Annotated in this window: 20 protein-coding genes; 8 read left to right on the forward strand and 12 right to left on the reverse strand. The window is 72.7% G+C overall.

Going from position 1 to position 22,585, the window contains the following annotated elements; all coding sequences use genetic code 11:
* The 5 genes from ACSNN9_RS21260 to ACSNN9_RS21280 form a co-directional block, all read right to left on the reverse strand.
* Nucleotides 1-539: ATP-binding cassette domain-containing protein (locus ACSNN9_RS21260; protein ID WP_436675044.1), on the reverse strand; the 539-nt coding region annotated here is incomplete at its 3' end.
* The gene (locus ACSNN9_RS21265; RefSeq protein ID WP_436675045.1) at nucleotides 523-1,560 is read right to left on the reverse strand and encodes an ABC transporter ATP-binding protein; all 1,038 of its coding nucleotides are present in this window, start codon (nucleotides 1,558-1,560) and stop codon (nucleotides 523-525) included. The genes ACSNN9_RS21265 and ACSNN9_RS21260, both read right to left, overlap by 17 nt.
* A gap of 34 nt (nucleotides 1,561-1,594) precedes the next feature.
* Nucleotides 1,595-2,551: an ABC transporter permease gene (locus ACSNN9_RS21270; RefSeq protein WP_436675046.1), complete on the reverse strand. Its 957-nt coding sequence runs from the start codon at nucleotides 2,549-2,551 to the stop codon at nucleotides 1,595-1,597.
* The gene (locus ACSNN9_RS21275; RefSeq protein WP_436675047.1) at nucleotides 2,544-3,482 is read right to left on the reverse strand and encodes an ABC transporter permease; all 939 of its coding nucleotides are present in this window, start codon (nucleotides 3,480-3,482) and stop codon (nucleotides 2,544-2,546) included. The genes ACSNN9_RS21270 and ACSNN9_RS21275 overlap by 8 nt, the downstream gene beginning before the upstream one ends.
* An 85-nt stretch (nucleotides 3,483-3,567) precedes the next feature.
* On the reverse strand, nucleotides 3,568-5,172 hold the full coding sequence (locus tag ACSNN9_RS21280; RefSeq protein ID WP_436675048.1) for a peptide ABC transporter substrate-binding protein: 1,605 nt from the start codon (nucleotides 5,170-5,172) through the stop codon (nucleotides 3,568-3,570).
* Between the two features lie 431 nt (nucleotides 5,173-5,603).
* Between ACSNN9_RS21280 and ACSNN9_RS21285 the strand changes: the two genes are divergently transcribed.
* From ACSNN9_RS21285 to ACSNN9_RS21295, 3 genes are all read left to right on the forward strand, one after another.
* Nucleotides 5,604-6,464 (forward strand): bifunctional methylenetetrahydrofolate dehydrogenase/methenyltetrahydrofolate cyclohydrolase, encoded by an 861-nt coding sequence (locus tag ACSNN9_RS21285; protein ID WP_436675049.1) that lies wholly within the window; start codon nucleotides 5,604-5,606, stop codon nucleotides 6,462-6,464.
* Nucleotides 6,465-6,603: 139 nt separating this feature from the next.
* A complete protein-coding gene (locus tag ACSNN9_RS21290; RefSeq protein ID WP_436675050.1) occupies nucleotides 6,604-7,554 on the forward strand; it encodes a malate dehydrogenase in 951 nt (316 codons plus the stop codon).
* 725 nt (nucleotides 7,555-8,279) lie between these two features.
* Nucleotides 8,280-9,497 (forward strand): NADP-dependent isocitrate dehydrogenase, encoded by a 1,218-nt coding sequence (locus ACSNN9_RS21295; protein ID WP_436675051.1) that lies wholly within the window; start codon nucleotides 8,280-8,282, stop codon nucleotides 9,495-9,497.
* 433 nt (nucleotides 9,498-9,930) lie between these two features.
* On the opposite strand, the gene galT is transcribed toward ACSNN9_RS21295, so the two are convergent.
* The 4 genes from galT to ACSNN9_RS21315 form a co-directional block, all read right to left on the reverse strand.
* Nucleotides 9,931-11,007 (reverse strand): galactose-1-phosphate uridylyltransferase, encoded by a 1,077-nt coding sequence (gene galT, locus ACSNN9_RS21300; protein WP_436675052.1) that lies wholly within the window; start codon nucleotides 11,005-11,007, stop codon nucleotides 9,931-9,933.
* On the reverse strand, nucleotides 11,004-11,825 hold the full coding sequence (locus ACSNN9_RS21305) for a DeoR/GlpR family DNA-binding transcription regulator (RefSeq protein ID WP_436675053.1): 822 nt from the start codon (nucleotides 11,823-11,825) through the stop codon (nucleotides 11,004-11,006). Before ACSNN9_RS21305 ends, galT begins: the two co-directional genes overlap by 4 nt.
* Before the next feature lie 106 nt (nucleotides 11,826-11,931).
* Complete coding sequence (gene cysC, locus ACSNN9_RS21310) at nucleotides 11,932-13,461, reverse strand: adenylyl-sulfate kinase (RefSeq protein WP_436675054.1); 1,530 nt, start codon at nucleotides 13,459-13,461, stop codon at nucleotides 11,932-11,934.
* A gap of 110 nt (nucleotides 13,462-13,571) precedes the next feature.
* Nucleotides 13,572-14,126 carry a DM13 domain-containing protein gene (locus ACSNN9_RS21315; protein ID WP_436675055.1) on the reverse strand — a complete coding sequence of 185 codons (555 nt, stop codon included), beginning with the start codon at nucleotides 14,124-14,126 and terminating at the stop codon, nucleotides 13,572-13,574.
* A gap of 261 nt (nucleotides 14,127-14,387) precedes the next feature.
* Here ACSNN9_RS21315 and ACSNN9_RS21320 point away from each other — a divergent pair, with 261 nt between their 5' ends.
* The 5 genes from ACSNN9_RS21320 to ACSNN9_RS21340 all read left to right on the forward strand — a co-directional run bounded on the left by ACSNN9_RS21320 (nucleotide 14,388) and on the right by ACSNN9_RS21340 (nucleotide 18,588).
* Nucleotides 14,388-15,302, forward strand: coding sequence for an ABC transporter ATP-binding protein (locus ACSNN9_RS21320; RefSeq protein WP_121399777.1), 915 nt, complete (start codon nucleotides 14,388-14,390; stop codon nucleotides 15,300-15,302).
* Nucleotides 15,295-16,176: an ABC transporter permease gene (locus ACSNN9_RS21325; RefSeq protein WP_436675056.1), complete on the forward strand. Its 882-nt coding sequence runs from the start codon at nucleotides 15,295-15,297 to the stop codon at nucleotides 16,174-16,176. Before ACSNN9_RS21320 ends, ACSNN9_RS21325 begins: the two co-directional genes overlap by 8 nt.
* Nucleotides 16,173-17,132 (forward strand): ABC transporter ATP-binding protein, encoded by a 960-nt coding sequence (locus ACSNN9_RS21330; protein WP_436675057.1) that lies wholly within the window; start codon nucleotides 16,173-16,175, stop codon nucleotides 17,130-17,132. Before ACSNN9_RS21325 ends, ACSNN9_RS21330 begins: the two co-directional genes overlap by 4 nt.
* Before the next feature lie 3 nt (nucleotides 17,133-17,135).
* Entirely contained in the window at nucleotides 17,136-17,846 is a 711-nt protein-coding gene (locus ACSNN9_RS21335; protein WP_436675058.1) for an ABC transporter permease subunit, read from the forward strand.
* 91 nt (nucleotides 17,847-17,937) lie between these two features.
* Nucleotides 17,938-18,588 carry a hypothetical protein gene (locus ACSNN9_RS21340; RefSeq protein ID WP_436675059.1) on the forward strand — a complete coding sequence of 217 codons (651 nt, stop codon included), beginning with the start codon at nucleotides 17,938-17,940 and terminating at the stop codon, nucleotides 18,586-18,588.
* Nucleotides 18,589-18,942: 354 nt separating this feature from the next.
* Here ACSNN9_RS21340 and valS read toward each other — a convergent pair whose 3' ends face one another.
* The 3 genes from valS to ACSNN9_RS21355 all read right to left on the reverse strand — a co-directional run.
* Nucleotides 18,943-21,558, reverse strand: a complete 2,616-nt coding sequence (gene valS, locus ACSNN9_RS21345; protein WP_436675060.1) for a valine--tRNA ligase — start codon at nucleotides 21,556-21,558, stop codon at nucleotides 18,943-18,945.
* 118 nt (nucleotides 21,559-21,676) lie between these two features.
* A complete protein-coding gene (locus ACSNN9_RS21350; protein ID WP_436675061.1) occupies nucleotides 21,677-22,177 on the reverse strand; it encodes a methylated-DNA--[protein]-cysteine S-methyltransferase in 501 nt (166 codons plus the stop codon).
* Nucleotides 22,174-22,585 (reverse strand): DNA-3-methyladenine glycosylase family protein (locus tag ACSNN9_RS21355; protein WP_436675062.1); only part of this gene is annotated, 412 nt, incomplete at its 5' end. The genes ACSNN9_RS21355 and ACSNN9_RS21350, both read right to left, overlap by 4 nt.

Raw genomic sequence — 22,585 nt, forward strand, 5'->3', positions numbered from 1 at the left:
CGGGCGATGCCGATGCGCTGCCGCTGACCGCCGGAGAACTGGTGCGGGTACCGGTTGATGTGCTCCGGGTTCAGGCCGACCACGTCGAGCAACTCCCGTACCCGTCCCTGCCGGCTGCCCTTCGGCGCCGCGTCCGGGTGGATCTCGAACGGCTCGCCGATGATGTCGCCGACCGTCATCCGCGGGTTCAGCGAGGTGTACGGGTCCTGCATGACCATCTGCATGTTGCGCCGCAGCCGGCGCAGTTCGGCGCCGGAGGCGGAGAACAGGTCCCGGCCCTCCAGGGTGGCCCGGCCCGCGGTCGGCGTCTCCAGCCGCATGAGCAGCCGGGCCAGCGTCGACTTGCCGCAGCCGGACTCGCCGACCACCCCGAGGGTCTCGCCCCGGCGCAGCTCGAAGCTGACCCCGTCGACGGCCTTGACGGCGCCGACCTGCTTCTCGAACAGCACGCCCCGGCGGATGGGGAAGTGCTTGACCAGGTTGTCGACGGCGAGGATCGTCTCGCCGCGCACCTTGGTGGGGCTAGCGGGCGCTGTCATCACGGACCTCCTGGGCGAAGTGGCACGCGCTGGTCCGGCCGTCGCCCAGGACCAGGTCGTGCGGCACCACGTCGACGCAGACCTGCTGCACGTACGGGCACCGGGGGTGGAAGGGGCAGCCGGACGGGATCCGCATCAGGTTCGGCGGCAGCCCCCTGATGGTGGAGAGCTCCTGACCCCGTACGTCCAGCCGCGGGATCGACTCCAGCAACCCCTTGGTGTACGGGTGGGCCGGCGCCCGGTACAGCGAGCGGACGTCGGCGTGCTCGACGATCCGGCCGGCGTACATGACGGCGATCCGGTCCGCGACGCCGGCGACCACGCCGAGGTCGTGCGTGATCAGGATCATCGCCATGTTCAGGTCGCGGCGCAGGTCGGCCAGCAGGTCCATGATCTGGGCCTGCACGGTGACGTCGAGGGCCGTGGTCGGCTCGTCGGCGATCAGCACCTTCGGGTTCATGGCCAGCGCCATCGCGATCATGACGCGCTGCCGCATGCCGCCGGAGAACTGGTGCGGGTAGTCGCCGAGCCGGTTGGCGGCCCCGGGGATCCGCACCAGGTCCATCAGCTCGACGACCCGGGCGCGGGCGTCCGCCCTCGACATCCCCTCGCGCTGGCGCAGCGTCTCGCCGATCTGCCAGCCAACCGGAAAGACGGGATTCAGCGCGGAGAGGGCGTCCTGGAAGATCATCGCGATCTCCTTGCCGCGCACCTGACGGCGCTGCTCCTCCGGCAGCTTGAGCAGGTCCCGCCCCTGGTAGCGAACCTCACCCGAGCGGATCACCGCCGGGGGAGTGTCGAGGATGCCCATGATCGCCTGGGCGGTGACCGACTTGCCGGAGCCCGACTCGCCGAGCACGGCGAGCGTCTCGCCGGGATCCAGGTGGTACGAGACCCCGTTGATCACCTTGGCCACGCCCTCGCCGGTGCGGAACTCGACGTGCAGGTCCCGTACGTCCAGCAGGTGCCCGCCCTCGGGCGTCGGGGAGGCCGGCGTGGGTCGGACGGCGGACTGGCTCACGGTCCTGCCTTTCGCTCGTGACGGGTGGGTGGGGTCAGCGCAGCTTCGGGTCGAAGGCGTCGCGGATCGCGTCGCCGAGCATGATGAACGCCAGCACGGTCAGCGCCAGGAAGACCGAGGGGACCAGCAGCGGGGTGGCGGACTCCCGCATGTGCACCCGGCCGGCGTCGATGTCGATGCCCCAGGAGATGGTCGGCGCCTTGAGCCCGATGCCGAGGAAGCTCAGCGTCGCCTCGGCGGCGATGAACGAGCCGAGGGCGATGGTCAGCACCACGATCGCCGGGGCCAGCGCGTTGGGCAGGATGTGCCGCAGCATGATCCGGCCGTCGCCGGCGCCGAGCATCCGGGCCGCCGCGACGTAGTCCTGCTCCTTGGCGGTGATCACCGACGAGCGGACGACGCGGGCGGCGGTGGTCCAGCCCAGGACCGCCAGCACGAAGATCACCGCGCCGATCCGGACCGCCGAGCTGTCGCTGTTGACCCGCTTGAGCAGCACGATCGCGGCGAGCAGGAGCGGGATGCCGAGGACGATGTCGATCACCCGGGAGAGCACCGCGTCGACCCAGCGGCCGAAGTAGCCGGCCAGCATCCCCACGGCGAGCGCGATCAGGCCGGTGAGCAGCGCGGAGAGCGCGCCGACCAGCAGCGACGCGCGGGCGCCGTGGACCGCCCGGGAGTACGTGTCGCAGCCCTGGAAGTCGTACCCGAAGATCGCCCCGCCGGACGGGCCGGCGTGCTGGCGGGCCAGCACGCAGTCGCGCGGGTCGTTCGCGGTGAACAGCCCGGGCACGGCGGCCATGGCGGCGACCAGCACCACCAGGGCGAGGCTGATCCAGAAGATCGGCTTGCGACGCAGGTCGCGCCAGGCGTCGCCGGCCAGGCTGCGGGGCTTCTGCGGTACGCCGACCTGGTTCGGCGCGCCCGGCTCACCCGACGGTCCCCGCCGCGCGGCCTGGTTCTCGCTGGCCGCGACGGTCTCGAAGTCACTCATAGCGGATCCTCGGGTCGAGTACGGCGTACAGGACGTCCACCACCAGGTTGGAGACGAGGTAGACCACGACGAGCACGCTGACGATGCCCACCACCAGCGGGCCGTCCTCAGTGCGGATGCCGCGGAAGAGGTTGAAGCCGACGCCGGGGATGTTGAACACGCCCTCGGTGATGATCGCGCCGCTCATCAGGTTGCCCAGCTCGACGCCCAGGAAGGTGACCACCGGGATGAGCGAGTTGCGCAGCACGTGGACGCTGACGATCCGCCGCTTCACCAGTCCCTTCGACCGGGCGGTGCGGACGTAGTCGGCGCGCAGGTTCTCGGCCACGGACGTCCGGGTCAGCCGCAGGGCGGTGGCCAGCGAGAGCGAGCCGAGCACGATGCCCGGCAGCAGGAGCGCGTACAGGTCCGGGTCGGCGCCGGCGGTGGCCGGGAAGAGCTGCCACTTGACGCCGAGGAGGTACTGCGCCAGCGGCGCGAGCACGATCGTCGGGATGCCGAGCACCAGCAGGGTCAGCAGCAGGGTCGAGTTGTCGAAGATGCTGGCCCGCCGGATGCCGGCGAGCACGCCCGCGGTGACGCCGAAGAGGATGGTGACCGCCATGGCGATCAGCGCCAGCTTGACCGTGACCGGCCAGGCGGCGGCCAGGATGTCGCCGATCGAGCGTCCGGTGAGGGACTGCCCGAGGTCACCCTGGAGCAGGTTCCCGAGGTAGTCGAAGTACCGGTAGAAGAAGCCGCCGACCCCGGTCCGGTCGAGGTGGAACTTCTCCGTCAGGTATGCCCGCTGGGCCGCCGTCACCGGGCGCTCGCCGGCGAGCGCCTGGATGGGGTCGCCCTGGCCAGCGAACATCAGCGCGTAGACGATCAGCGTGGTCCCGAAGAACGCGAGGACCATCTGGAGCAGACGCCGCAGGATGAAGCGGAACATACTTGGCAGTCTCTCTGAAAAAGGGCGAAGAGGATGGCGGGTCGGGCCACCGTCCGCCGATGGCCCGACCCGTCGTGCCGTGGTGTTACTTGACGGCCTCGATCTTCAGCAGGTCGATCCGGTCGAAGAGATCCATCTCCACGTTCGTGACCTTGGTCGAGTGGCCGAAGTTGTTCTGGCCGTACCGCAGCGGGATCACCGGCAGGTCCTCGGCCAGCAGGTCCTCCGCCGCCTGGTACTTCTTGACCGCCTCTTCCTCGTTCGCGGCGCTGGCGCCCTCGGCGACCAGCTTGTCGAACTCGGGGTTGCTGTAGCCGTAGTAGTTCGACGAGCCGTTGCTGCTGTACAGCGGGCCCAGGTAGTTCTCCATGGACGGGTAGTCCATGACCCAGCCCATCCGGAACAGGCCGACCGGCTGCTTGGCCTTCACCTTGGTCAGCAGGTCCGCGAACTTCGGCTCGGCGGTGCCCACGCAGTCCACGCCCAGGTTGGTCTTGAGCTGGTTGCAGGTGGCGTCGATCCAGTCCTTGTGGCCGCCGTCGCCGTTGTACGACAGCTCGATCCTGGCGGGGCCGCCCGCAGCCTGGTACAGGCTCTTGGCCTTGGCCGGGTCGAACTCGCCGGCCTCGCCGATGGTGTTGTCGCGGTAGCCCGCGACGACCGGCGAGACGAACGAGCGGGCCGGCTGCTGCGAGTCCTTGAAGATCGACTTGGTGATCTCGTCCCGGTCGATCGCCATCGAGATGGCCTTGCGCACGTCCGGGTTGCTGAACTCCTCCTGGAACGTCGGGAAGGCCAGCACCTGGAGCGACGAGGCGGAGCTCTGCTTGAACCGGTTACCGAGGTCGGTGGCGGCCGTCGAGAGGTTCTCGGTCGGGACGGTCTTGATGACGTCCAGGTTGTCCGAGAGCACGTCCGCGTACGCGGCGGTCGGCTGCTGGTAGATCCGGAACTCGACGCCGGCCACCTTCGGCTGCTCGCCGGGGAAGGCGTCGTACTTCTCGACCTCGACCTTGGCGTCGTGCTGCCAGGTGCCCTTCATCTTGAACGGGCCCTGGCCGACCGGCGCCTGCTCGTACCCCTCGGCCAGCACGCCGGGCGCGGAGAACGCGGCCTTCGGCATCGGGTAGAAGGCGGTGTAGCCGAGCATGGTCTTGAACTCGCTGTACGGCTGGGACAGCGTGACGGTGAAGGTCAGGTCGTCGACCTTCTTCAGCCCGCTGAGCGTCTTGGCCTTCGGGGCCTCGCCCTGCACGTCCTCGTAGCCGGCGATCTTCTCGAAGAAGTAGCTGGAGTTCTGGCCGTTCGGGGCGTAGGCGCCGTAGTTCCAGGCGTCGACGTAGTTGTCGGCGGTGACCTTCTCGCCGTTGTGGAAGGTGTAGCCGTCCTTCAGCTTGACCGTCCAGGTCGTGTTGTCCTCGGACGTCACCGACTCGGCCGCCACCTCGTAGGGCTTGTTGGCCTCGTCGTAGTCGACCAGCGGGCTGAACAGGGCGGCGAGCACCTGCGAGCCGCTCGTCTCGTTGGTGTTGGTCGGCACCAGGTGCTGCGGCTCGGCGATCTCGATCCGCACGGCCGCGTCGGGGTTGCTCTCGCCGGATCCACCGTCGCCGCCCGAGCCGCAGGCCACCAGGCCCAGGGTCACCGCGAGCGGGAGGGCGGTCCAGGCAGCGAGCCTACGAACACGCATGTAGCCTCCTCATCTCCTCACGCTGCGCAGTCAGGCCCGGCGCTGGGTTTACGCTGCGCAACGTTGGGCAACGGTAGGTCGCCGGCCGGCGATCGGCAACGGGCGGGTTGCGAACCGGTAACGGAGTCGCCGTAGGGGTCTTGCCTCCGCAGGCTCGCTCTGCTATCGCCGTCGAGTCGTAAATCGGTCCATGAACTGCGGAGGACTCCCTGCCTTGGCGTGCCGGTCGCGGCCACCCCGTCCTTCCGGGCCGTCTCGGTGCGCGCGTGCCGCCCTGTCCCGGGAGTCGCCCCCGAGTCCGGATCCGGGAGGCGTGTCGGCCGCCGTCAAGTAACTCAGAGTGATTTAATGCACGTTACCCTTCGTGATCGAACGGCGGGCTGCCGCAGGTCCTCGGATCACCGGCCCGTCCACCGTGAGACGATCTGGGCGTGACGGCGACGCTTCTGGACGGCAAGGCGACCGCGGCCGAGATCAAGGACGAGCTGCGGACACGGGTCAAGGCACTGGCGGAACGCGGCATCACCCCCGGGCTCGGCACCGTCCTGGTAGGTGCGGACCCCGGCTCCCAGGCCTACGTCAACGGCAAGCACCGCGACTGCGCCGAGGTGGGCATCGCCTCCATCCGCCGCGAGCTGCCGGCCGACGCGACCCAGGAGCAGGTCGACGCCGTGCTCGCCGAGCTGAACGCCGACCCGGCGTGCCACGGCTACATCGTCCAGCTGCCGCTGCCGGGCCACCTCGACACCCAGCGGGTGCTGGAGCTGATCGACCCCGACAAGGACGCCGACGGCCTGCACCCGGTCAACCTCGGCCGGCTCGTCCTGGGCTACGACGGCCCGCTGCCCTGCACCCCGCGCGGCATCGTCGAGCTGCTCCGCCGGCACGACGTGGCGCTGCGCGGCGCCAAGGTCGCCGTGGTGGGGCGCGGCAACACCGTCGGCCGCCCGCTCGGCCTGCTGCTCACCCGGCGCAGCGAGAACGCCACCGTGACCCTCTGCCACACCGGCACCCTCGACCTGGCCGCGCACACCCGGGCCGCCGACATCGTGATCGTGGCCGCCGGCGTGCCGGGCCTGCTCACGGCCGACATGCTCACGCCGGGCGCGGTGGTGGTCGACGTCGGCATCACCCGGGTCATCGGCCCGGACGGCAAGGGCCGCTACACCGGCGACGTCGCCGGTGACGCGGCGGAGGTGGCCGGCAAGCTGGTGCCCATGCCGGGCGGCGTCGGCCCGATGACCCGCGCGATGCTGCTGACCAACGTCGTGGAGCGGGCCGAGCGCGACTGAGCGCCCGCAGCCCCCGCCCGGAGCCGGACGGCGGTGACGTTCGCCCCATCCCGGCGATGGCCGCCGCCCCTGGCCTGTTCGGTGCCAGGATGACTGATACGGTCCGGAAAACCGACTGGTAGCAGGGAGTGGGACGACCATGGGTAAGAAGGTCACTGTCGTCGGGGCCGGCTTCTACGGCTCCACCACCGCACAGCGCCTGGCCGAGTACGACGTCTTCGACACCGTCGTGATCACCGACATCGTGGAGGGCAAGCCCGCGGGTCTCGCCCTGGACCTCAACCAGTCGCGCGCCATCGAGGGCTTCGAGACCAAGGTGGTCGGCGTGACCACCGGCCCGAACGGCGAGGGCTACGAGGCGATCGAGGGCTCGGACGTCGTGGTGATCACCGCCGGCCTGCCGCGCAAGCCGGGCATGAGCCGGATGGATCTGCTGGAGACGAACGCCAAGATCGTCCGGCAGGTTTCCGAGAACGTCGCCAAGTACGCCCCGAACGCCGTCGTCATCGTCGTGTCCAACCCGCTGGACGAGATGACCGCGCTGGCCCAGCTCGCCACCCAGTTCCCGAAGAACCGGGTGCTCGGCCAGGCCGGCATGCTGGACACCGCCCGGTTCACCAACTTCGTGGCCGAGGCGCTGGGCGTACCGGTGAAGTCGGTCAAGACGCTGACCCTCGGCTCGCACGGCGACACGATGGTGCCGGTGCCGTCGCAGAGCAGCGTCGACGGCAAGCCGCTGCGTGAGGCCATGCCGGCCGAGCAGATCGAGGAGCTGGTCGTCAAGACCCGCAACGGCGGCGCCGAGGTGGTCGCGCTGCTGAAGACCGGTTCGGCGTACTACGCGCCGTCGGCCGCCGCCGCCCGGATGGCCAAGGCCGTCGCGGAGGACTCCGGCGAGGTCATGCCGGTCTGCGCCTGGGTCGACGGCGAGTACGGCATCTCCGGCGTCTACCTGGGCGTCGAGGCCGCGATCGGCGCCGAGGGCGTCAAGCGCGTCGTCGAGACCGACCTCGACGTCGACGAGCTGGCCAGCCTGAAGGAGGCCGCCGAGGCCGTCCGCGCCAAGCAGGGCGACGTCGCCTCCATGTGAGCCACCACCCGTCGAGGGGGCACGCCGGTCCGCCGGCGTGCCCCTCGTCGTCCCGTCCGCTACAGCGACACGAACGCCTCGCCCCGGTGGGGGGGCGAGCACCGTGGGGCCGCGCGCGGCCAGGTCGCGCAGCAGCGTCACCCGCGAGGCGCGCGCCGCGGCGGCGTCCTCCTCGTGGGCGTACGCCAGCTCGGGGTCGACCAGTTGCGCGGCGTGCACCAGCAGGTCGCCGGTGAGCAGCAGCCGCTCGGCGCCGACCTCCAGCAGCACCGACTGGTGCCCGGGCGTGTGCCCCGGCGTCGGCGGCCGGCCGGGCACCGGCGCCCAGCCCGAGGCGGGGCAGCCGGCCGGGCCGATCCCGGCGTCGACCAGGGGCACCGGCCCGTCCCCGGCGCGGATGGCGAAGCCGCGGAACGGCAACCACCACCGGTCGTCGGCGGTCACCGTGCCCGGGTCCCACCGGTCGGCCGCGCGCCAGTGCTCCGGCGTGGCGTCCGGGAACGCCTCGGCGCGGGCTGGAAGAACAGCCCCTCGCCGTCAGTGAGCGCGGTGACCGTGATAGACCCGAGGATGCGGCTCAGCGGCATCCGGCGATCTTTCCAGCGGTCCCTGCGCCGTGCACCGTCGTTTGTTCCGGCCCGACCGAGGCCGGCTGGGGACTGCCGACCAGTTTCCAGTACGCTCGTACTGCTTGAGCACGTGTCCCCCGAGAGGAGCGCCGGCCGATGGCGAAGATCAAGGTAAACAACCCGGTCGTTGAGCTCGACGGCGACGAGATGACCCGGATCATCTGGAAGCAGATCCGGGAGCAGCTGATCCTGCCCTACCTCGACGTCGACCTGCACTACTACGACCTGTCGATCCAGCACCGCGACGAGACCGACGACCAGGTCACCGTCGATGCCGCCAACGCCATCAAGGAGCACGGCGTCGGCGTCAAGTGCGCGACCATCACCCCGGACGAGGCCCGCGTGGAGGAGTTCGGCCTGAAGAAGATGTGGCGGTCGCCGAACGGCACGATCCGCAACATCCTCGGCGGCGTCGTCTTCCGTGAGCCGATCATCATGTCCAACGTGCCGCGGCTGGTCCCCGGCTGGACCAAGCCGATCATCATCGGCCGGCACGCCCACGGTGACCAGTACAAGGCCACCGACTTCGTCGTCCCCGGCCCGGGCAAGGTGACCGTCACCTACACCCCGGCCGACGGCGGCGCCCCGATGGAGATGGAGGTCGCCAACTTCTCCGGCGGCGGCATCGCCATGGGCATGTACAACTTCGACGAGTCGATCCGGGACTTCGCCCGCGCGTCGTTCCGGTACGGCCTGGACCGCAACTACCCGGTCTACCTGTCCACCAAGAACACCATCCTCAAGGCGTACGACGGCCGGTTCAAGGACATCTTCGCCGAGGTGTTCGAGAACGAGTTCAAGGCCGAGTTCGACGCCGCCGGCATCACCTACGAGCACCGGCTGATCGACGACATGGTCGCCGCCGCGCTCAAGTGGGAGGGCGGCTACGTCTGGGCCTGCAAGAACTACGACGGTGACGTGCAGTCCGACACCGTCGCGCAGGGCTTCGGCTCGCTGGGCCTGATGACCTCGGTGCTGCTCTCCCCGGACGGTCGTACCGTCGAGGCCGAGGCCGCGCACGGCACGGTCACCCGGCACTACCGGCAGTGGCAGAAGGGCGAGAAGACCTCGACCAACCCGATCGCGTCGATCTACGCCTGGACCCGGGGCCTGGCCCACCGGGGCAAGCTGGACGGCACCCCGGCGGTCACCGAGTTCGCCAACACCCTGGAGCAGGTCATCGTCGAGACCGTCGAGGGCGGCCAGATGACCAAGGACCTCTCGCTGCTCATCTCGCGGGACGCCCCGTGGCTGACCACCGACGAGTTCATGAACGCGCTCGACGAGAACCTGGCGCGCAAGCTCTCCGCCTGATCCTCCGCGCGCCCCCGGGCGGCACCCCCGTGGTGCTGCCGCCGGGTCACCCAGGAGCCCGCCGGCCCTCGCCGGCGGGCTCCGCCCTTCCCGCCGCCAGCTCGCGGTTGGCGGCGTGTCGGGGGGTGACACGCCGTTGGCGTCACCAGCTCCGGCGCGCCTCGTTGACCTGGGTGGACGAGATGCCAGTCGCGTCCAGGAAGGTTGACCGCGGTCGCCTCGCGGCAAGCGTGCCGATCAGCCAGCCTTCCCGGCTGTCGCGCACAGCCAGCCGTCCCTTCCCTGCGGGGGGCCCTGTCCCGGGCCGCCACCGGCGCGCCGTCCACCGGCCATGCCCGTAGCCAGCGCCGATCATGCAGTTGTGGTGCCCCGCATAAGACCCGGTTCGGGGCAAAACCCCCACCACGAATGCATGATCGACCGGTGCAGGGGCTCAGGCGGCGCGGAGGAGCTCGGCGGCGCGCTCGGGGGCGATGTCGTTGATGAAGACGCCCATCGCGGACTCCGAGCCCGCCAGGTACTTCAGCTTGTCCTTCGCGCGCCGGATGCTGAACAGCTGCAGGTGCAGGTGGCCCAGCTCGCGGTCGACGCGTACCGGCGCCTGGTGCCAGGCGGCGATGTAGGGCATCGGCAGGTCGAACAGCCCGTCGAAGCGGCGCAGCAGGTCCAGGTAGAGCGGCCCGAAGGCGTCCCGCTCGGCGTCGTCGAGCGCGGGGATGTCCGGCACCGGCCGGTGCGGGGCCACGTGCACCTCGAACGGCCAGCGGGCCGCCGCCGGGACGTACGCCGTCCAGTGCTCGTTGGCGGCGACCACCCGGTCGCCGGCGGCCCGCTCGGCGGCGAGCACGTCGGCGTAGAGGTTGCGCCCGCCGGTGCGGTCCGCGTGCCGGCGGGCGGCGGCCAGCAGCGCCCGGGTCCGCGGGGTCACGAAGGGGTACGCGTAGACCTGGCCGTGCGGGTGGTGCAGGGTCACGCCGATCTCCACGCCCCGATTCTCGAAGCAGAACACCTGCTCCACCCCGGGCAGCTCCGCGAGCGCCGCCGTGCGGTCGGCGAGCGCGTCGAGGACCGTGCGCACCCGACGCGGCGGGAGGGAGGCGAAGGACGCCTGGTGGTCGTCGGTGAAGCAGACCACCTCGCAGCGGCCCACGCCGGGCCGGACCGGGGTGAACGGGGTGATCTCGGCGGGCTCGTCGGCCACCCGGCCGCTCAGCGAGGGGAACCGGTTCTCGAAGACGGCGACGTCGTAGTCGGGCGCCGGGATCTCGCTCCGCCGGCCGTCGGTGCTGGGGCAGAGCGGGCACTGGTCGGCCGGCGGCAGGAAGGTGCGGGTCTGCCGGTGCACGGCGACGGCCACCCACTCGTCGGTCAGCGGGTCCAGCCGCAACTGCGACGCGGGCGGCGGCGGGGGCAGCTCGCGCCGGTCCGGCTCGTCCCGGACGGCGTCGTCCCGCTCGTCGAAGTAGATCAGCTCCCGGCCGTCGGCCAGCGCGATCGCGGTGCGCTTCACCTCGCCATCCCCTCATCTGTCGTCGTGGCCGTCCGTCCCGCGCCCGTCACGGGCACGACCACCAGCTCGCCCACCCGGTCGTCGAGCACCCGCCGCGCGTCGGGAGGCAGCCGGTCGTCGGTGACCAGCAGGTGTGCGGCGGGAAGCTCAACGATCGAGGAGATGCCGACGGTGCCCCACTTGGTGTGGTCGGCGAGCACCACCAGCCGGTCGGCGGCGGCCACCAGGGCGCGGTCGGTCTCCGCCTCCATCAGGTTCGGGGTGGTGAACCCCGCCCGTTCGGTGATCCCGTGCACGCCGAGGAAGAGCAGGTCCAGGTGCAGCGACCGGATGGCCGCGACGGCCAGCGGCCCGACCAGCGCGTCCGACGGCGTACGCACGCCGCCGGTGAGCACCACGGTCTGGTCGGACCGGCCGCCGGCGTGCAGGATCTCGGCCACCGGCAGCGAGTTGGTGACCACGGTCAGGCCCGGCACGTCCACCAGTCGGCGGGCCAGCTCGGCGGTGGTGGTGCCGGCGGAGAGGGCGACCGCCGCCCCGGGGCGGACCAGCTCGGCGGCGCGGCCGGCGATGGCCGCCTTCTCCGCCAGTTGCCGCACCGACTTGGCCCGGAAGCCCGGCTCGTCGGTCGAGCCGGGGCCGGCCGCCGTGGCGCCGCCGTGCACCTTGGCCAGCAGACCGCGCTCGTGCAGCGCCTCCAGGTCGCGGCGGATGGTCATGTCCGAGACGCCGAACTCGGCGGCCAGCTCGGTGACCCGCACGCCGCCGGTGGCGCGGACCCGTTCCAGGATGGCCGCCTGCCGCTGCTGAGCGAGCATCCGCCGTACCTCCGTGCCAGCTACGCGCTCTCACGCGGTCGAACGTGTTCGAACAAAGATGAACACTAGCGCGAAGGAGGGGACCACCGGTAGGCGGATAGCCCGATCAGATGGACGGGAGCCGGGGTTCGACCCAGCCCGTCTCGTTCAGGTGGTGCAGGACGGCCTCGACCGCCTCGTCGACCGTCAGGTCGCTGGTGTCGACCACCAGGTCCGCGTCGGTCGGCACCTCGTAGGGGTCGTCGATGCCGGTCATCCCGGTGAGCAGGCCGGCCCGCGCCCGGGCGTAGAGCCCCTTGCGGTCACGCTGCTCGCAGACCTCCAGCGGGGTCGCCACGTGCACCAGCAGGAAGCCCGCGCCGGCGGCCAGGGCCATCTCCCGGGCGGTCGCGCGGGCCTGGGCGTACGGGGCGATCGGGCAGCAGATGCCGACGCCGTGGTGCCGGGCGATCTCCGCCGCCACCCAGCCGATCCGTCGGACGTTCAGGTCCCGGTCGGCCTTGCTGAAGCCCAGCCCGGCGGAGAGCTCCCGGCGCACCACGTCACCGTCGAGCAGCGTGATGCTCCGGTCGCCCTGCTCGCGCAGCACGTCGGCCAGACCCCGGGCGATCGTCGACTTGCCGGAACCCGAGAGCCCGGTCAGGAAGATCACCAGGCCCCGGTGCCGCCGCGGTGGCCGGGCCCGGGCCAGCTCCTTCGCCACCGCCGGCGGGGTGTGCCACTCGGGCAACGGGAAGCCCCGGTCCAGCAGGTCGTCGATCTCCGGCTGGGTCAGCGCCAGGCGCCGGTTGCGCGGCGGGATGTCCTCGCGCCAGCGCCACTGCCCGTCGCGGTTGTCGTAGGCCAGCTCGCGGGGCACCAGCACCCGCAGGCCGGCGCCGGAGAGCATCTCGCCGGTGGAGAGCAGGTGCGTGACGCCGTACGCCGCCGACACCCGGGCCCGCAGCAGCGCGTCGCTGATCTCGTCGCGCCGCCGGGACAGCGGCACGGCCACCAGCGTGGCCGGCGGCATCCGGTCCCGGGCGGCGAAGACGCTGCGCACCAGCGCCTCCGGGGGCAACCCGCCGACGCCGTCCTCGCCGACCGGGATCATCACGAGCAGGTGGGCGCCGAGCGTGCGGACCGCGTGGGCGATCTGGGCGAGCTGCGGCCGGTGCAGCGGACGGTCGGCGACCACCCCGAGCACCCGACCGGACGGCAGCAGCGGGCGTACCTCCTCCGGGGTGCGGCGCAGCCGCCGGAACGGGCCGTGGCCACCGTCGCCGAGCCGGCGGACCGTGCCCCCGACGCCGGCCACCCCGTCGCGGACCTGCCACACGTCGGCGACCTCCAACGCCGCGACCGGCGCGCCCTCCCCGTCGGTGAGCACCAGGGTGCGGCGTGCCTCGTCGCGCGGGTCGAGGCCCTGGGCGAGCGCCGTCGGCACCTGGAGGGTCACCGGCACCGGCCAGGGCGAGCCGTCGGCGAGCCGACCCCGGCGGCTCACCGAGACCAGGTCGGCGCGGGTCATGAAGCCGGCCAGCGGGGCGTACGCCCCGATCAGCAGCAGCTCCAGGTCAGCCAGCTCACCGGGGCGCGGCGTGTACGCCGGCGCGTCCCGGAGCACCTCGTCGGGCAGCACCCAGCTGTTGCTCATCCATCCCCCAAACCAGACCCGGCCGGCACACAGTTTCTCAGCCGGTCGGCGATCGGTCGAGAGCGCCACTCCACCGGTGGGCACGACGGCCCGGGGTAGCGACCGGCGGGTCAGCCGGGCGGGGTCAGCGGCGCGGCCCCGAAGGAGACGGCGAACCGCTTGCACCAGATGGAGACGCTGGTCAGGCCGGTCAGGTCGACGTCGGCGGGGATGTCGTAGCCCTGGTCGCCCCGGTTGCCCTTCAGCCGGCCCAACTCGACCCACCGGCCGTCGTCGAAGACCCGCCAGCCGGCGGTGCCGCTGCGCACCGGCTGGTCGGTCAGCCAGACCCGCAGGTCCGGGCCGTTGGAGGTGGCCAGCCCGACCAGCTCCAGCCGGTGCCGCCCGTCGGGGCGGCGGACGATCCGCGCGCTGCCCGACGTGTCGTGCTCGTGGGTCACGAAGTCGCCCCGGCCGACCAGGACCGGCCCGGCGGGGGCGGCCGTCGCGGGGGTGGCGGAACCGACCGGAGCCGGTGTCGGCTCCACGCTCGACAGCGCCTCGTCGACCTCGGCGTCGGTGACCAGCTTCCACGGCTGGAACCAGTAGAGGCCGAAGGCCGACCCGGCGGCGAGGACGACGACCACCACCCACGTCAGCGGCGCGCGGAACAGTCGGGTACGCATGGGGACAGTGTGTCGGTTCGGGACCCGTCCTGTCCGCCCCGCTGCGGCGTGGCGGCCGTCGAGCCGTCCCGGCGACGCGCCGTCCGCCCGGCCGTCGAGCCGTCCCGGCGGCGCCGGAGCGTCCGCCACCGCCCCGACGGCGCGGAAACCTCCGCGCGGCCGCCCGCCGGGGACCCTAGGGGACGCGGACCGCCAGGATCAGGGGAGCGCCGGGGGGCGAGCCGCTGCCCACGGCGGACATCGCCTCCTACGCTGTACCACGTGACACTGATCGCGACCGAGTCGCTGACCAAGACGTACGGGGGTGGGGTCACCGCGCTGGCCGACCTCACCGTCGCGGTCGAGCCGGGGATCATCGGGCTGGTCGGCGCGAACGGCGCCGGCAAGTCGACCCTGATCAAGATCCTGCTCGGCCTCCTCGCCCCGACCAGCGGTCGGGTCCGCGTGCTCGGTCTCGACCCGACCACCGACTCCGCCCAGGTGCGCGCCCGGGTCGGCTACATGCCCGAGCACGACGCCCTGCCGCCGGACCTCTCCGCCGCCGAGCTGGTCACCCACCTCGGCCGGGTCAGCGGCCTGCCGCGCACGGTCGCCCGGGAACGGGCCTCCGAGGCGCTGCGGCACGTCGGGCTCTACGAGGAGCGCTACCGCCCGGTCGGCGGCTACTCCACCGGCATGAAGCAGCGGGTCAAGCTCGCCCAGGCGTTGGTGCACGACCCCGACCTGCTGCTGCTCGACGAGCCGACCAACGGGCTCGACCCGGCCGGCCGCGACGCCATGCTGGCGCTGGTGCACCGCATCGGCACCGAGTTCGGCATCTCCGTGCTGGTCTGCTCGCACCTGCTGGGCGAGGTCGAGCGGATCTGCGACACCCTGGTCGCCATCGACGGCGGGCGGCTGCTGCGCGCCGACCACATCTCCGCCATGACCTCGGCCACCGACGTGCTCGCCGTCGAGGTCAGCGAGGGCACCGACGAGCTGGCCGCCCGGCTGGCCGCGCTCGACCTGCCGGTACGCCGGGACGGCCGGCTGCTGCTCGTCGAGCTCGCCGACGACGCCACCTACGACCTGATCCTCGGCGCGGTCGCCGAGCTGGACCTGCCGCTGCACCGGCTGGACCAGCGCCGGCACCGGGTGGCCGAACTCTTCGCCACGAGGGAGCCCAGCCATGCCTGAGCCGACCGGCGTCATCCACGACATCGGCTACCAGCGCTACACCGGCCCCCGGCTGGGCCGCCGGGCCGTCTTCGGCGCGCTCTACCTGCACGGCCTGCGGACGGCGTTCGGGCTGGGCCGCAGCGCGAAGGCCAAGATCTTCCCCTGGCTGGTGGTCGCCATCGTCACCGTGGTGGCCGCCGGCCTCGCCGCGGTACGCAGCCAGGTCGGCGAGTCGGTGATGACGTACGCCCAGTTCGCCGACAACATGAGCTGGCTGGTCATCTTCTTCGTCGCGGTGGTCGCCCCCGAGCTGGTCTCGCGGGACCTGCGCAGCGGCGTGCTGCCGCTCTACTTCTCCCGACCGCTGCCGCGTTCGGACTACCCGCTGGCCAAGCTGCTGGCGCTGATGACCGCGCTGTGGCTGCTGCTCGGCGGGCCGCAGCTGGTGATGTTCCTGGGCGCCGCCTTCACCACCGGCGACGGCATGCGCGGGGTCTGGAACGAGCTGCTGGACCTGCTGCCCAGCCTGCTCTACGCCGGGCTCTGGGCGGTCGTCTTCGCCTCGGTCGGCCTGCTGGTCGCCTCGCTCACCGGCAAGCGGGCGTTCGCGGCCGGCGGGATCGTGGCCGTGTTCCTGATGACCACCCCGATCGTCGGCACCCTGTCGATCATGCCCTCCCAGACGGTCAACGAACTGGCCTTCCTCGCCTCGCCCTCGACGCTGGTGGGCGGCGTGGGCACCTGGGCGCTCGGCGACCTGCTGCTGTTCGCGGGGGAGGGCGGAGTGCCGATCGGCGACTTCGGCCCGGTCTACGCGGTCGCCGCCGTGCTGCTCGTGACCGGCTGCGTCGCCCTGCTGCTGCTGCGATACCGGAAGGTGGCCGCCCGATGACCACGATCAGCGTCGACCAGGTGGCCGGTACGCCGACCGCCGCCACCAGCACCCTCGACCTCGCGGGCGTCTCCCGCTGGTACGGCAACGTGGTGGCGGTCAACGACGTCAGCATGAGCCTCGGCCCCGGGGTCACCGGCCTGCTCGGCCCGAACGGCGCGGGCAAGACCACCCTGCTGCACATGATGGCGGGCTTCCTGGCCCCGTCGCGCGGGGCGGTGAGCCTGGACGGCCGGCCCACCTGGCGCAACCCCGAGGTCTACCGCCGGCTCGGCCTGGTCAGCGAGCGGGAGGCGGTGCACACCTTCCTCACCGCGTACGAGTTCGTGCTGGCCAGCGCGAAGCTGCACCGGCTGCCGGACCCGGCGGAGGCGGCCCGCCGGGCGATCACCCTGGTGGAGATGGAGGGCGCGCAGGACCGCCGGATCGGCACGTACTCCAAGGGCATGCGGCAGCGTGCCCGGGTGGCCGCGGCGCTCGTGCACGAGCCGCAGGTGCTGCTGCTCGACGAGCCGTTCAACGGCATGGACCCGCGCCAGCGGCTGCACATGATGGAGCTGCTGCACCGCCTCGGCGACGCCGGCCGCACCATCCTGTTCAGCTCGCACATCCTGGAGGAGGTCGAGCAGGTCTCCGGCACCGTCCAGGTGATGGTCGCCGGCCGGCTGGCCGCCTCCGGCGACTTCCGCACCATCCGCCGGCTGATGACCAACCGGCCGCACGTCTTCGCCGTGCACTCCACCGACGACCGGGCGCTCGCCGTCGCGCTGATGGCCGAGGCGTCGGTGACGGGGGTCGAGCTGGGCCGCGCCGGGTTGACCGTGCGGGCCGGCGACTACGGCGCGTTCACCCGCGTCCTGCCGAAGATCGCCCTGGCGAAGGGCATCCGGGTGCGGCAGTTGGTGCCCGAGGACGAATCCCTGGAGAGCGTCTTCTCCTACCTCGTGGAGGCCTGAACCATGTCTACCGTTTCCTGGATCACCGTGCGGGGGCTGTTCGGGCGTCGCCGGTTCCTCCTGCTGCTGCCGCTGCCCGTGGTGCTGGTGCTGCTCGCCGTGCTCTCCCGCGCGCTCGGGGTGGACCCGGGAGAGTGGGGCCCGCCGGTGCTGGTCGGCCTCGGCCTGGCCGTGGTGCTCCCGGTGGTCGCCCTGATCGTCGGCACCGGCGTGCTCGGGGCCGAGATCGACGACGGCACCGTCGTGCACATCCTGACCAAGCCGCTGCCGCGCTGGCAGATCGTGCTGCCCAAGCTGGCGGTGGCCGCCGGCGTCACCGCGGTCACCGTCGCCGTGCCGCTCTACGTCGCGGGCGTGCTGGCCGATTCCGTACGCCTCGGACTGTCGCTCGCCGCCGCGTCGGCGGTGGGTGCGCTGGCGTACTCGGCGCTGTTCGTGGCGCTCAGCCTGTTCACCCGGCGGCCGGTGCTGCTCGGCCTGGTCTACGTGCTGATCTGGGAGGGGCTGCTCGGCAACGTCGTCAGCGGCACCAAGGTGCTCTCCATCCAGCAGTACGTGATCGCCCTCGCCGACCGGATGGCCCCCACCGGGCTGCTGGAAGCCGGCGTCTCGGTGCCGGTGGCGGCGGTGATGGCCGCGTTGATCAGCGCGGGCTTCACGGTGCTGGCCATCGACCGGCTCCGCTCGTTCAGCGTGGCCGGCGAGACGAGCTGATCTCCGACGTGACGGTCGTCCGGCCGGCCCGACCTGCGATGGTAGGGCTGGCCGGATGGACCGGGCCGGGTGGCTGGGCGAGGCTGACGGCGTGAGCGCGGAGACGGGGCTGGTGATGTCGCGGGAGTCCTATCCGGGTGCCGGCCGGCACTGGATGCTCAGCCTGGCGGTGGCCGGGCTGGCGGCGGCGGCGACCACCACGGCCGCGCAGGCGACCGGGCACTTCCACTGGTGGGCGGGGTTCGTGCTGATCCCCGGCGCGCTGATCGCCGCCACCGGCGGGCCGCTGCTGGCCAGGGGCGGCGGGCGGGCCTTCGCCGGCTACGTGGTCGCCTGCCTCGGCGCGCTGGTCTTCGCGGTCGGGGCGCTGCTGATGTTCGGCGTGTTCGGGCGGGGCTGGCCCCTGATGGTCGTCCTGCCGTGCCTGGCGGTCGCCGGCACCTACCGCTGGCGGCTGGTCCATCCGTTGGCCCGAGGGCTGCACCGGGCGGTCTCCCTGCTCGCGCTGGCCGGCGCCCTGCTGCTCGGCGGGACGCTCCAACTGATCCGCGTCGGCCTGGTCGACGTGGCGGCCGCCCCGATGTGGGGCGCGTTCCTGATGCTGGCCGGGGTGATCGTGCTGGGCAACGCGGTGGAGCTGACCCGGCACCGGATGCCGTACCGCCTCCAGGCGATCACCCTGCTGGTCGGCCCCGCCGTCGTCGCCTTCCTCCTCGGCCTGCGCCTCCTGCGCGGCTGGTGACCCGGGCAGGGCGAGGTTCCCCGCGCCGACGGTGCGAGGCGCCCATGCCGGCGGGTGCGGGGGCATCCCGCGCCCGGCGCGCTTTCGAGCTGATGTCGCAGACGACTCAGCTCGACAGCGTCGTACCACCGTTTCCTCCGGGGACCGGCTCGACGAGACGGTGGACGGGCATGCGCAGGGCCCCGCCGCCGAGCCGACCAGGGCCAGCAACAGGACGACGGCCATGAAGATCTGCCCGTGCACGCCGAGGACGAAGACGGTCTGGTCGGCGAGCTCCGGGTCGTAGGCGGCCGTCGCGGGGAACAGCAGCGCGCCGAGCATGCCGAGCCATGAGGGCGCGGCGGGGCGCCACGGTCAGAACGCGCAGGCGATCACGAGTTCCGGGGTGCGGTCGGGGAGCAGGTCCAGCTTGGCGATGCGGCCGGCGGCCCGGAGGTCGTCGGCGATCACGGTGAGCTGCTCCAGCAGGGCCGCCGGGCCGAGCGCCTCGGCGAGCGGCACCTCCGCCTTCATCGACAGCTTCCGCTCCGACTTGGCGCGGCGCACCTGGCCGAGCGCGTCCGCGGCCAGCCGCAGCAGCTCCGGTTCGCCGGCGCCCTGGACCGCCCGGTCCACCTCGTACGTGGTGGGCCAGGTGGCGCGGTGCACCGAGCCGTACCGCCACCACGACCACACCTCCTCGGTCGCGAACGGCAGCACCGGGGCGAACAGCCGCAGCTGCACCGAGAGCGCGGTGGCCAGCGCCGCCCGGGCGGAGTCCGCCCCCGGCCCGGAGCCGTAGGCGCGTTCCTTCACCAGCTCGATGTAGTCGTCGCAGAACCGCCAGAAGAAGGCCTCGGCGACCTGCAACGCCGCCGTGTGGTCGTACGCCTCCAGCGCCGACGTCGCGGCGGCGACCACGCCGGAGAGCTCGGCGAGCATGGCGCGGTCCAGCGGCTCGGTGGCCGGCGCCCGCAGCGCGTCGGCGGCGCCCAGCCCGAGGGCGAACCTCGACGCGTTCAGCAGCTTGGTGGCCAGCCGCCGGCCGACCTTGATCTGGGCCGGGTCGAAGGCGAGATCCATGCCCGGCCTGCCGTTCGCCGCCCAGTACCGCACCGCGTCGGAGCCGTGCTGCTCCAGCAACGCCATCGGGGTGACCACGTTCCCCTTGGACTTGGACATCTTCTTCCGGTCGGGGTCGAGGATCCAGCCGGAGAGCACCGTGTCCCGCCAGGGCAGCATCCCGTGCTCCAGGTGCGCGCGGACCACTGTGGAGAAGAGCCAGGTGCGGATGATCTCCTGCCCCTGCGGGCGCAGGTCCATCGGGAAGACCTGGGCGAACAGCTCCGGGTCGGTCTCCCAACCGCCGGCGATCTGCGGGGTCAGCGACGAGGTGGCCCAGGTGTCGAGCACGTCCGGGTCGCCGACGAAGCCACCCGGGCGGCCCCGCTGCGACTCCTCGAACCCGGGCGGGGCGTCGGTGGACGGATCGACCGGCAGCGCGGACTCCGCCGGCGTGAGAGGCTGGGACCAGTCCGGCTCGCCAGCGTCGTCGAGCCGGTACCACACCGGCACCGGCACGCCGAAGAAGCGTTGCCGGCTGACCAGCCAGTCACCGGTCAGGCCGCCCACCCAGTGCGCGTAGCGGTGCCGCATGTGCTCCGGCACCCAGCGCAGCTCCCCGCCCCGGGCCAGCAACTCGTCGCGCAGGCCCGCGTCGCGTCCGCCGTTGCGCAGGTACCACTGCCGGGTGGAGACGATCTCCAGCGGCCGGTCGCCGCGCTCGTAGAACTTCACGGGATGGGTGATCGGGCGCGGCTCGCCGACCAGGTCGCCGGCGTCGGCCAGCATCCCCACCAGCGTCCGCCGGGCCCCGTTGACGGTCTGTCCGGCCAGCGCCGCGTAGGGCTGCGCCGGCACCCCGGCGGGCGCGTCCGGCAGCAGCCGTCCATCGCGGCCGATGACCACGCGGGTGTCCAGCTGGAGTTCCCGCCACCAGGTCACGTCGGTCAGGTCGCCGAAGGTGCAGACCATCGCGATGCCCGTGCCCTTGGCCGGGTCCGCCAGCGGGTGCGCCCGCACCGGCACCTCCACCCCGAAGACCGGCGTACGGGCGGTGCCGCCGACCAGGTCGGCGTACCGCTCGTCGGCGGGGTGGCAGACCAGCGCCACGCAGGCCGGCAGCAGCTCCGGGCGGGTCGTGTCGATGAGCACCTCGCGCCCGCCCGGCCCGGTGAACCGCAGCCGGTGGTACGCCCCGGGCCGCTCCCGGTCCTCCAGCTCCGCCTGCGCGACGGCGGTGGCGAACCCCACGTCCCAGAGCGTCGGCGCCTCGGCCTGGTACGCCTCGCCCCGGGCCAGGTTCCGCAGGAACGCCCGCTGCGAGGCCGTCCGGGCCGCCGAGCCGATCGTCGTGTACGTCAACGACCAGTCCACGGAGAGCCCGAGCCGCCGCCAGAGCGCCTCGAAGACCTGCTCGTCGGCGGCGGTCAGCCGCTCGCACAGCTCGATGAAGTTCCGCCGGGAGACCGGGGTCGGGTCCTTGCGGGCCGCCTCGCCCACGGGCGCCTCGGGGGCCCGCCAGTCCGGGTCGTAGGGCAGCGACGGATCGCAGCGCACGCCGTACACGTTCTGCACCCGGCGCTCGGTGGGCAGGCCGTTGTCGTCCCAGCCCATCGGGTAGAAGACCGTCCGCCCGCGCATCCGCTGGAACCGGGCCACCACGTCCGTGTGGGTGTACGAGAAGACGTGCCCCATGTGCAGCTCGCCGGACACCGTCGGTGGCGGGGTGTCGATCGCGTACACGTCGGAACGGCGGCCGGTCCGGCTCGGCGCGTCCGACGCCGCGCCGCGACCCGGTACGGTCGGCCTGGCCCGGTCGAAGGCGTACGTGCCGTCCTCCTGCCAGCGGCGTGCCCAGGTCTCCTCGATGCCGTCCAGGCTCGGACGTTCGGGGACTGCGGCGCGGGCCGTCCTGTCCGTCTCGGTCATCCGTCGATGGTAGGCAGTGGCCGGGGGCCGGACCACGTGGTTTGGCCCGGCGGCGGTCGGGCCTGCCGCCGGCGCGGGGCAGGGAGTCGCCCCGCCGCCAGCGCCGGTCGGCTGCCCGTCAGCGCCGCTCGTGCGCGAGGAGCCACCGCTTCACGTCCAGCCCCCACCGGTAGCCGCCGAGCGTCCCGTCGGTGCGCAGCACCCGGTGGCAGGGGACGAACAGGGCGGCGGCGTTGCGGGCGCAGGCCGCGGCCGCGGCGCGTACGGCGGCGGGGCGGCCGGCCAGCCCGGCGAAACCGGTGTAGGTCACCGGGTCTCCCGGTTTCACCTCGCGCAGCACCTGCCAGGCGTACGCCATGAACGCGCCCCGCGTGTGCTGCTCCACCGGCACGGCGTCGATCGCGGTCAGCTCGCCGTCCAGGTAGGACGCCACGGCGGCGGTGACCGGGCCGAGGTCGGCCCGGTGCCGCAGCGGCGCCCGCAGGGCCGGGTGCATCAGGGGGAGCAGGCTCTCCGGGGCGCCGGTGAACCCCGCCGCCCGGACCGCCCCGTCCGGGCCGGCCACGATGCTGAGCGGCCCGGCGGGGGTGTCGATGACGGTGCTGTCGTTCATGCTCATGCTGCTCTCCAGAGTCGGATCACCGCGTACGAGCGCCAGGGGCGCCAGCGGTCGGCGTACGCGTCGAGGGTCCTTGGGTCGTCGGGCAGGCCGAGGGCGGCGGCGCCGCGGCGTACGGCGAGGTCGGTGGGGAGCAGGACGTCCGGGTCGCCGAGGGCGCGCATCGCGACGTAGCCGGCGGTCCACGGCCCGATCCCCGGTAGCGCCAGCAGTCGCCGGACGGTCTCCTCGCGGTCCCCGCCCGGCGCCAGGTCCAGCGATCCGTCGGCGACGGCCCGCGCCAGCGCACGGATCGTCTCCCGCCGCCCGGCCGGCATCCCGAACACCTCGTCCGGGACCCCGAGCACCTCCTCGGCGGCAGGGAACCCGGACAGCCAGCCCGCCCGCTCGGTCGACGGCTTCGAGATG

Source organism: Micromonospora sp. URMC 107 (assembly GCF_051386315.1).
Taxonomy (GTDB): Bacteria; Actinomycetota; Actinomycetes; order Mycobacteriales; family Micromonosporaceae; genus Micromonospora.

Coding starts and splice junctions, on each gene's coding strand:
- ACSNN9_RS21270 (WP_436675046.1), bottom strand. CDS start 2,551: ATGAGTGACTTCGAGACCGTCGCGGCCAGCGAGAACCAGGCCGCGCGG.
- ACSNN9_RS21275 (WP_436675047.1), bottom strand. CDS start 3,482: ATGTTCCGCTTCATCCTGCGGCGTCTGCTCCAGATGGTCCTCGCGTTC.
- ACSNN9_RS21280 (WP_436675048.1), bottom strand. CDS start 5,172: ATGCGTGTTCGTAGGCTCGCTGCCTGGACCGCCCTCCCGCTCGCGGTG.
- ACSNN9_RS21290 (WP_436675050.1), top strand. CDS start 6,604: ATGGGTAAGAAGGTCACTGTCGTCGGGGCCGGCTTCTACGGCTCCACC.
- ACSNN9_RS21295 (WP_436675051.1), top strand. CDS start 8,280: ATGGCGAAGATCAAGGTAAACAACCCGGTCGTTGAGCTCGACGGCGAC.
- ACSNN9_RS21305 (WP_436675053.1), bottom strand. CDS start 11,825: ATGCTCGCTCAGCAGCGGCAGGCGGCCATCCTGGAACGGGTCCGCGCC.
- cysC (WP_436675054.1), bottom strand. CDS start 13,461: ATGAGCAACAGCTGGGTGCTGCCCGACGAGGTGCTCCGGGACGCGCCG.
- ACSNN9_RS21315 (WP_436675055.1), bottom strand. CDS start 14,126: ATGCGTACCCGACTGTTCCGCGCGCCGCTGACGTGGGTGGTGGTCGTC.
- ACSNN9_RS21325 (WP_436675056.1), top strand. CDS start 15,295: ATGCCTGAGCCGACCGGCGTCATCCACGACATCGGCTACCAGCGCTAC.
- ACSNN9_RS21330 (WP_436675057.1), top strand. CDS start 16,173: ATGACCACGATCAGCGTCGACCAGGTGGCCGGTACGCCGACCGCCGCC.
- ACSNN9_RS21335 (WP_436675058.1), top strand. CDS start 17,136: ATGTCTACCGTTTCCTGGATCACCGTGCGGGGGCTGTTCGGGCGTCGC.
- valS (WP_436675060.1), bottom strand. CDS start 21,558: ATGACCGAGACGGACAGGACGGCCCGCGCCGCAGTCCCCGAACGTCCG.
- ACSNN9_RS21350 (WP_436675061.1), bottom strand. CDS start 22,177: ATGAGCATGAACGACAGCACCGTCATCGACACCCCCGCCGGGCCGCTC.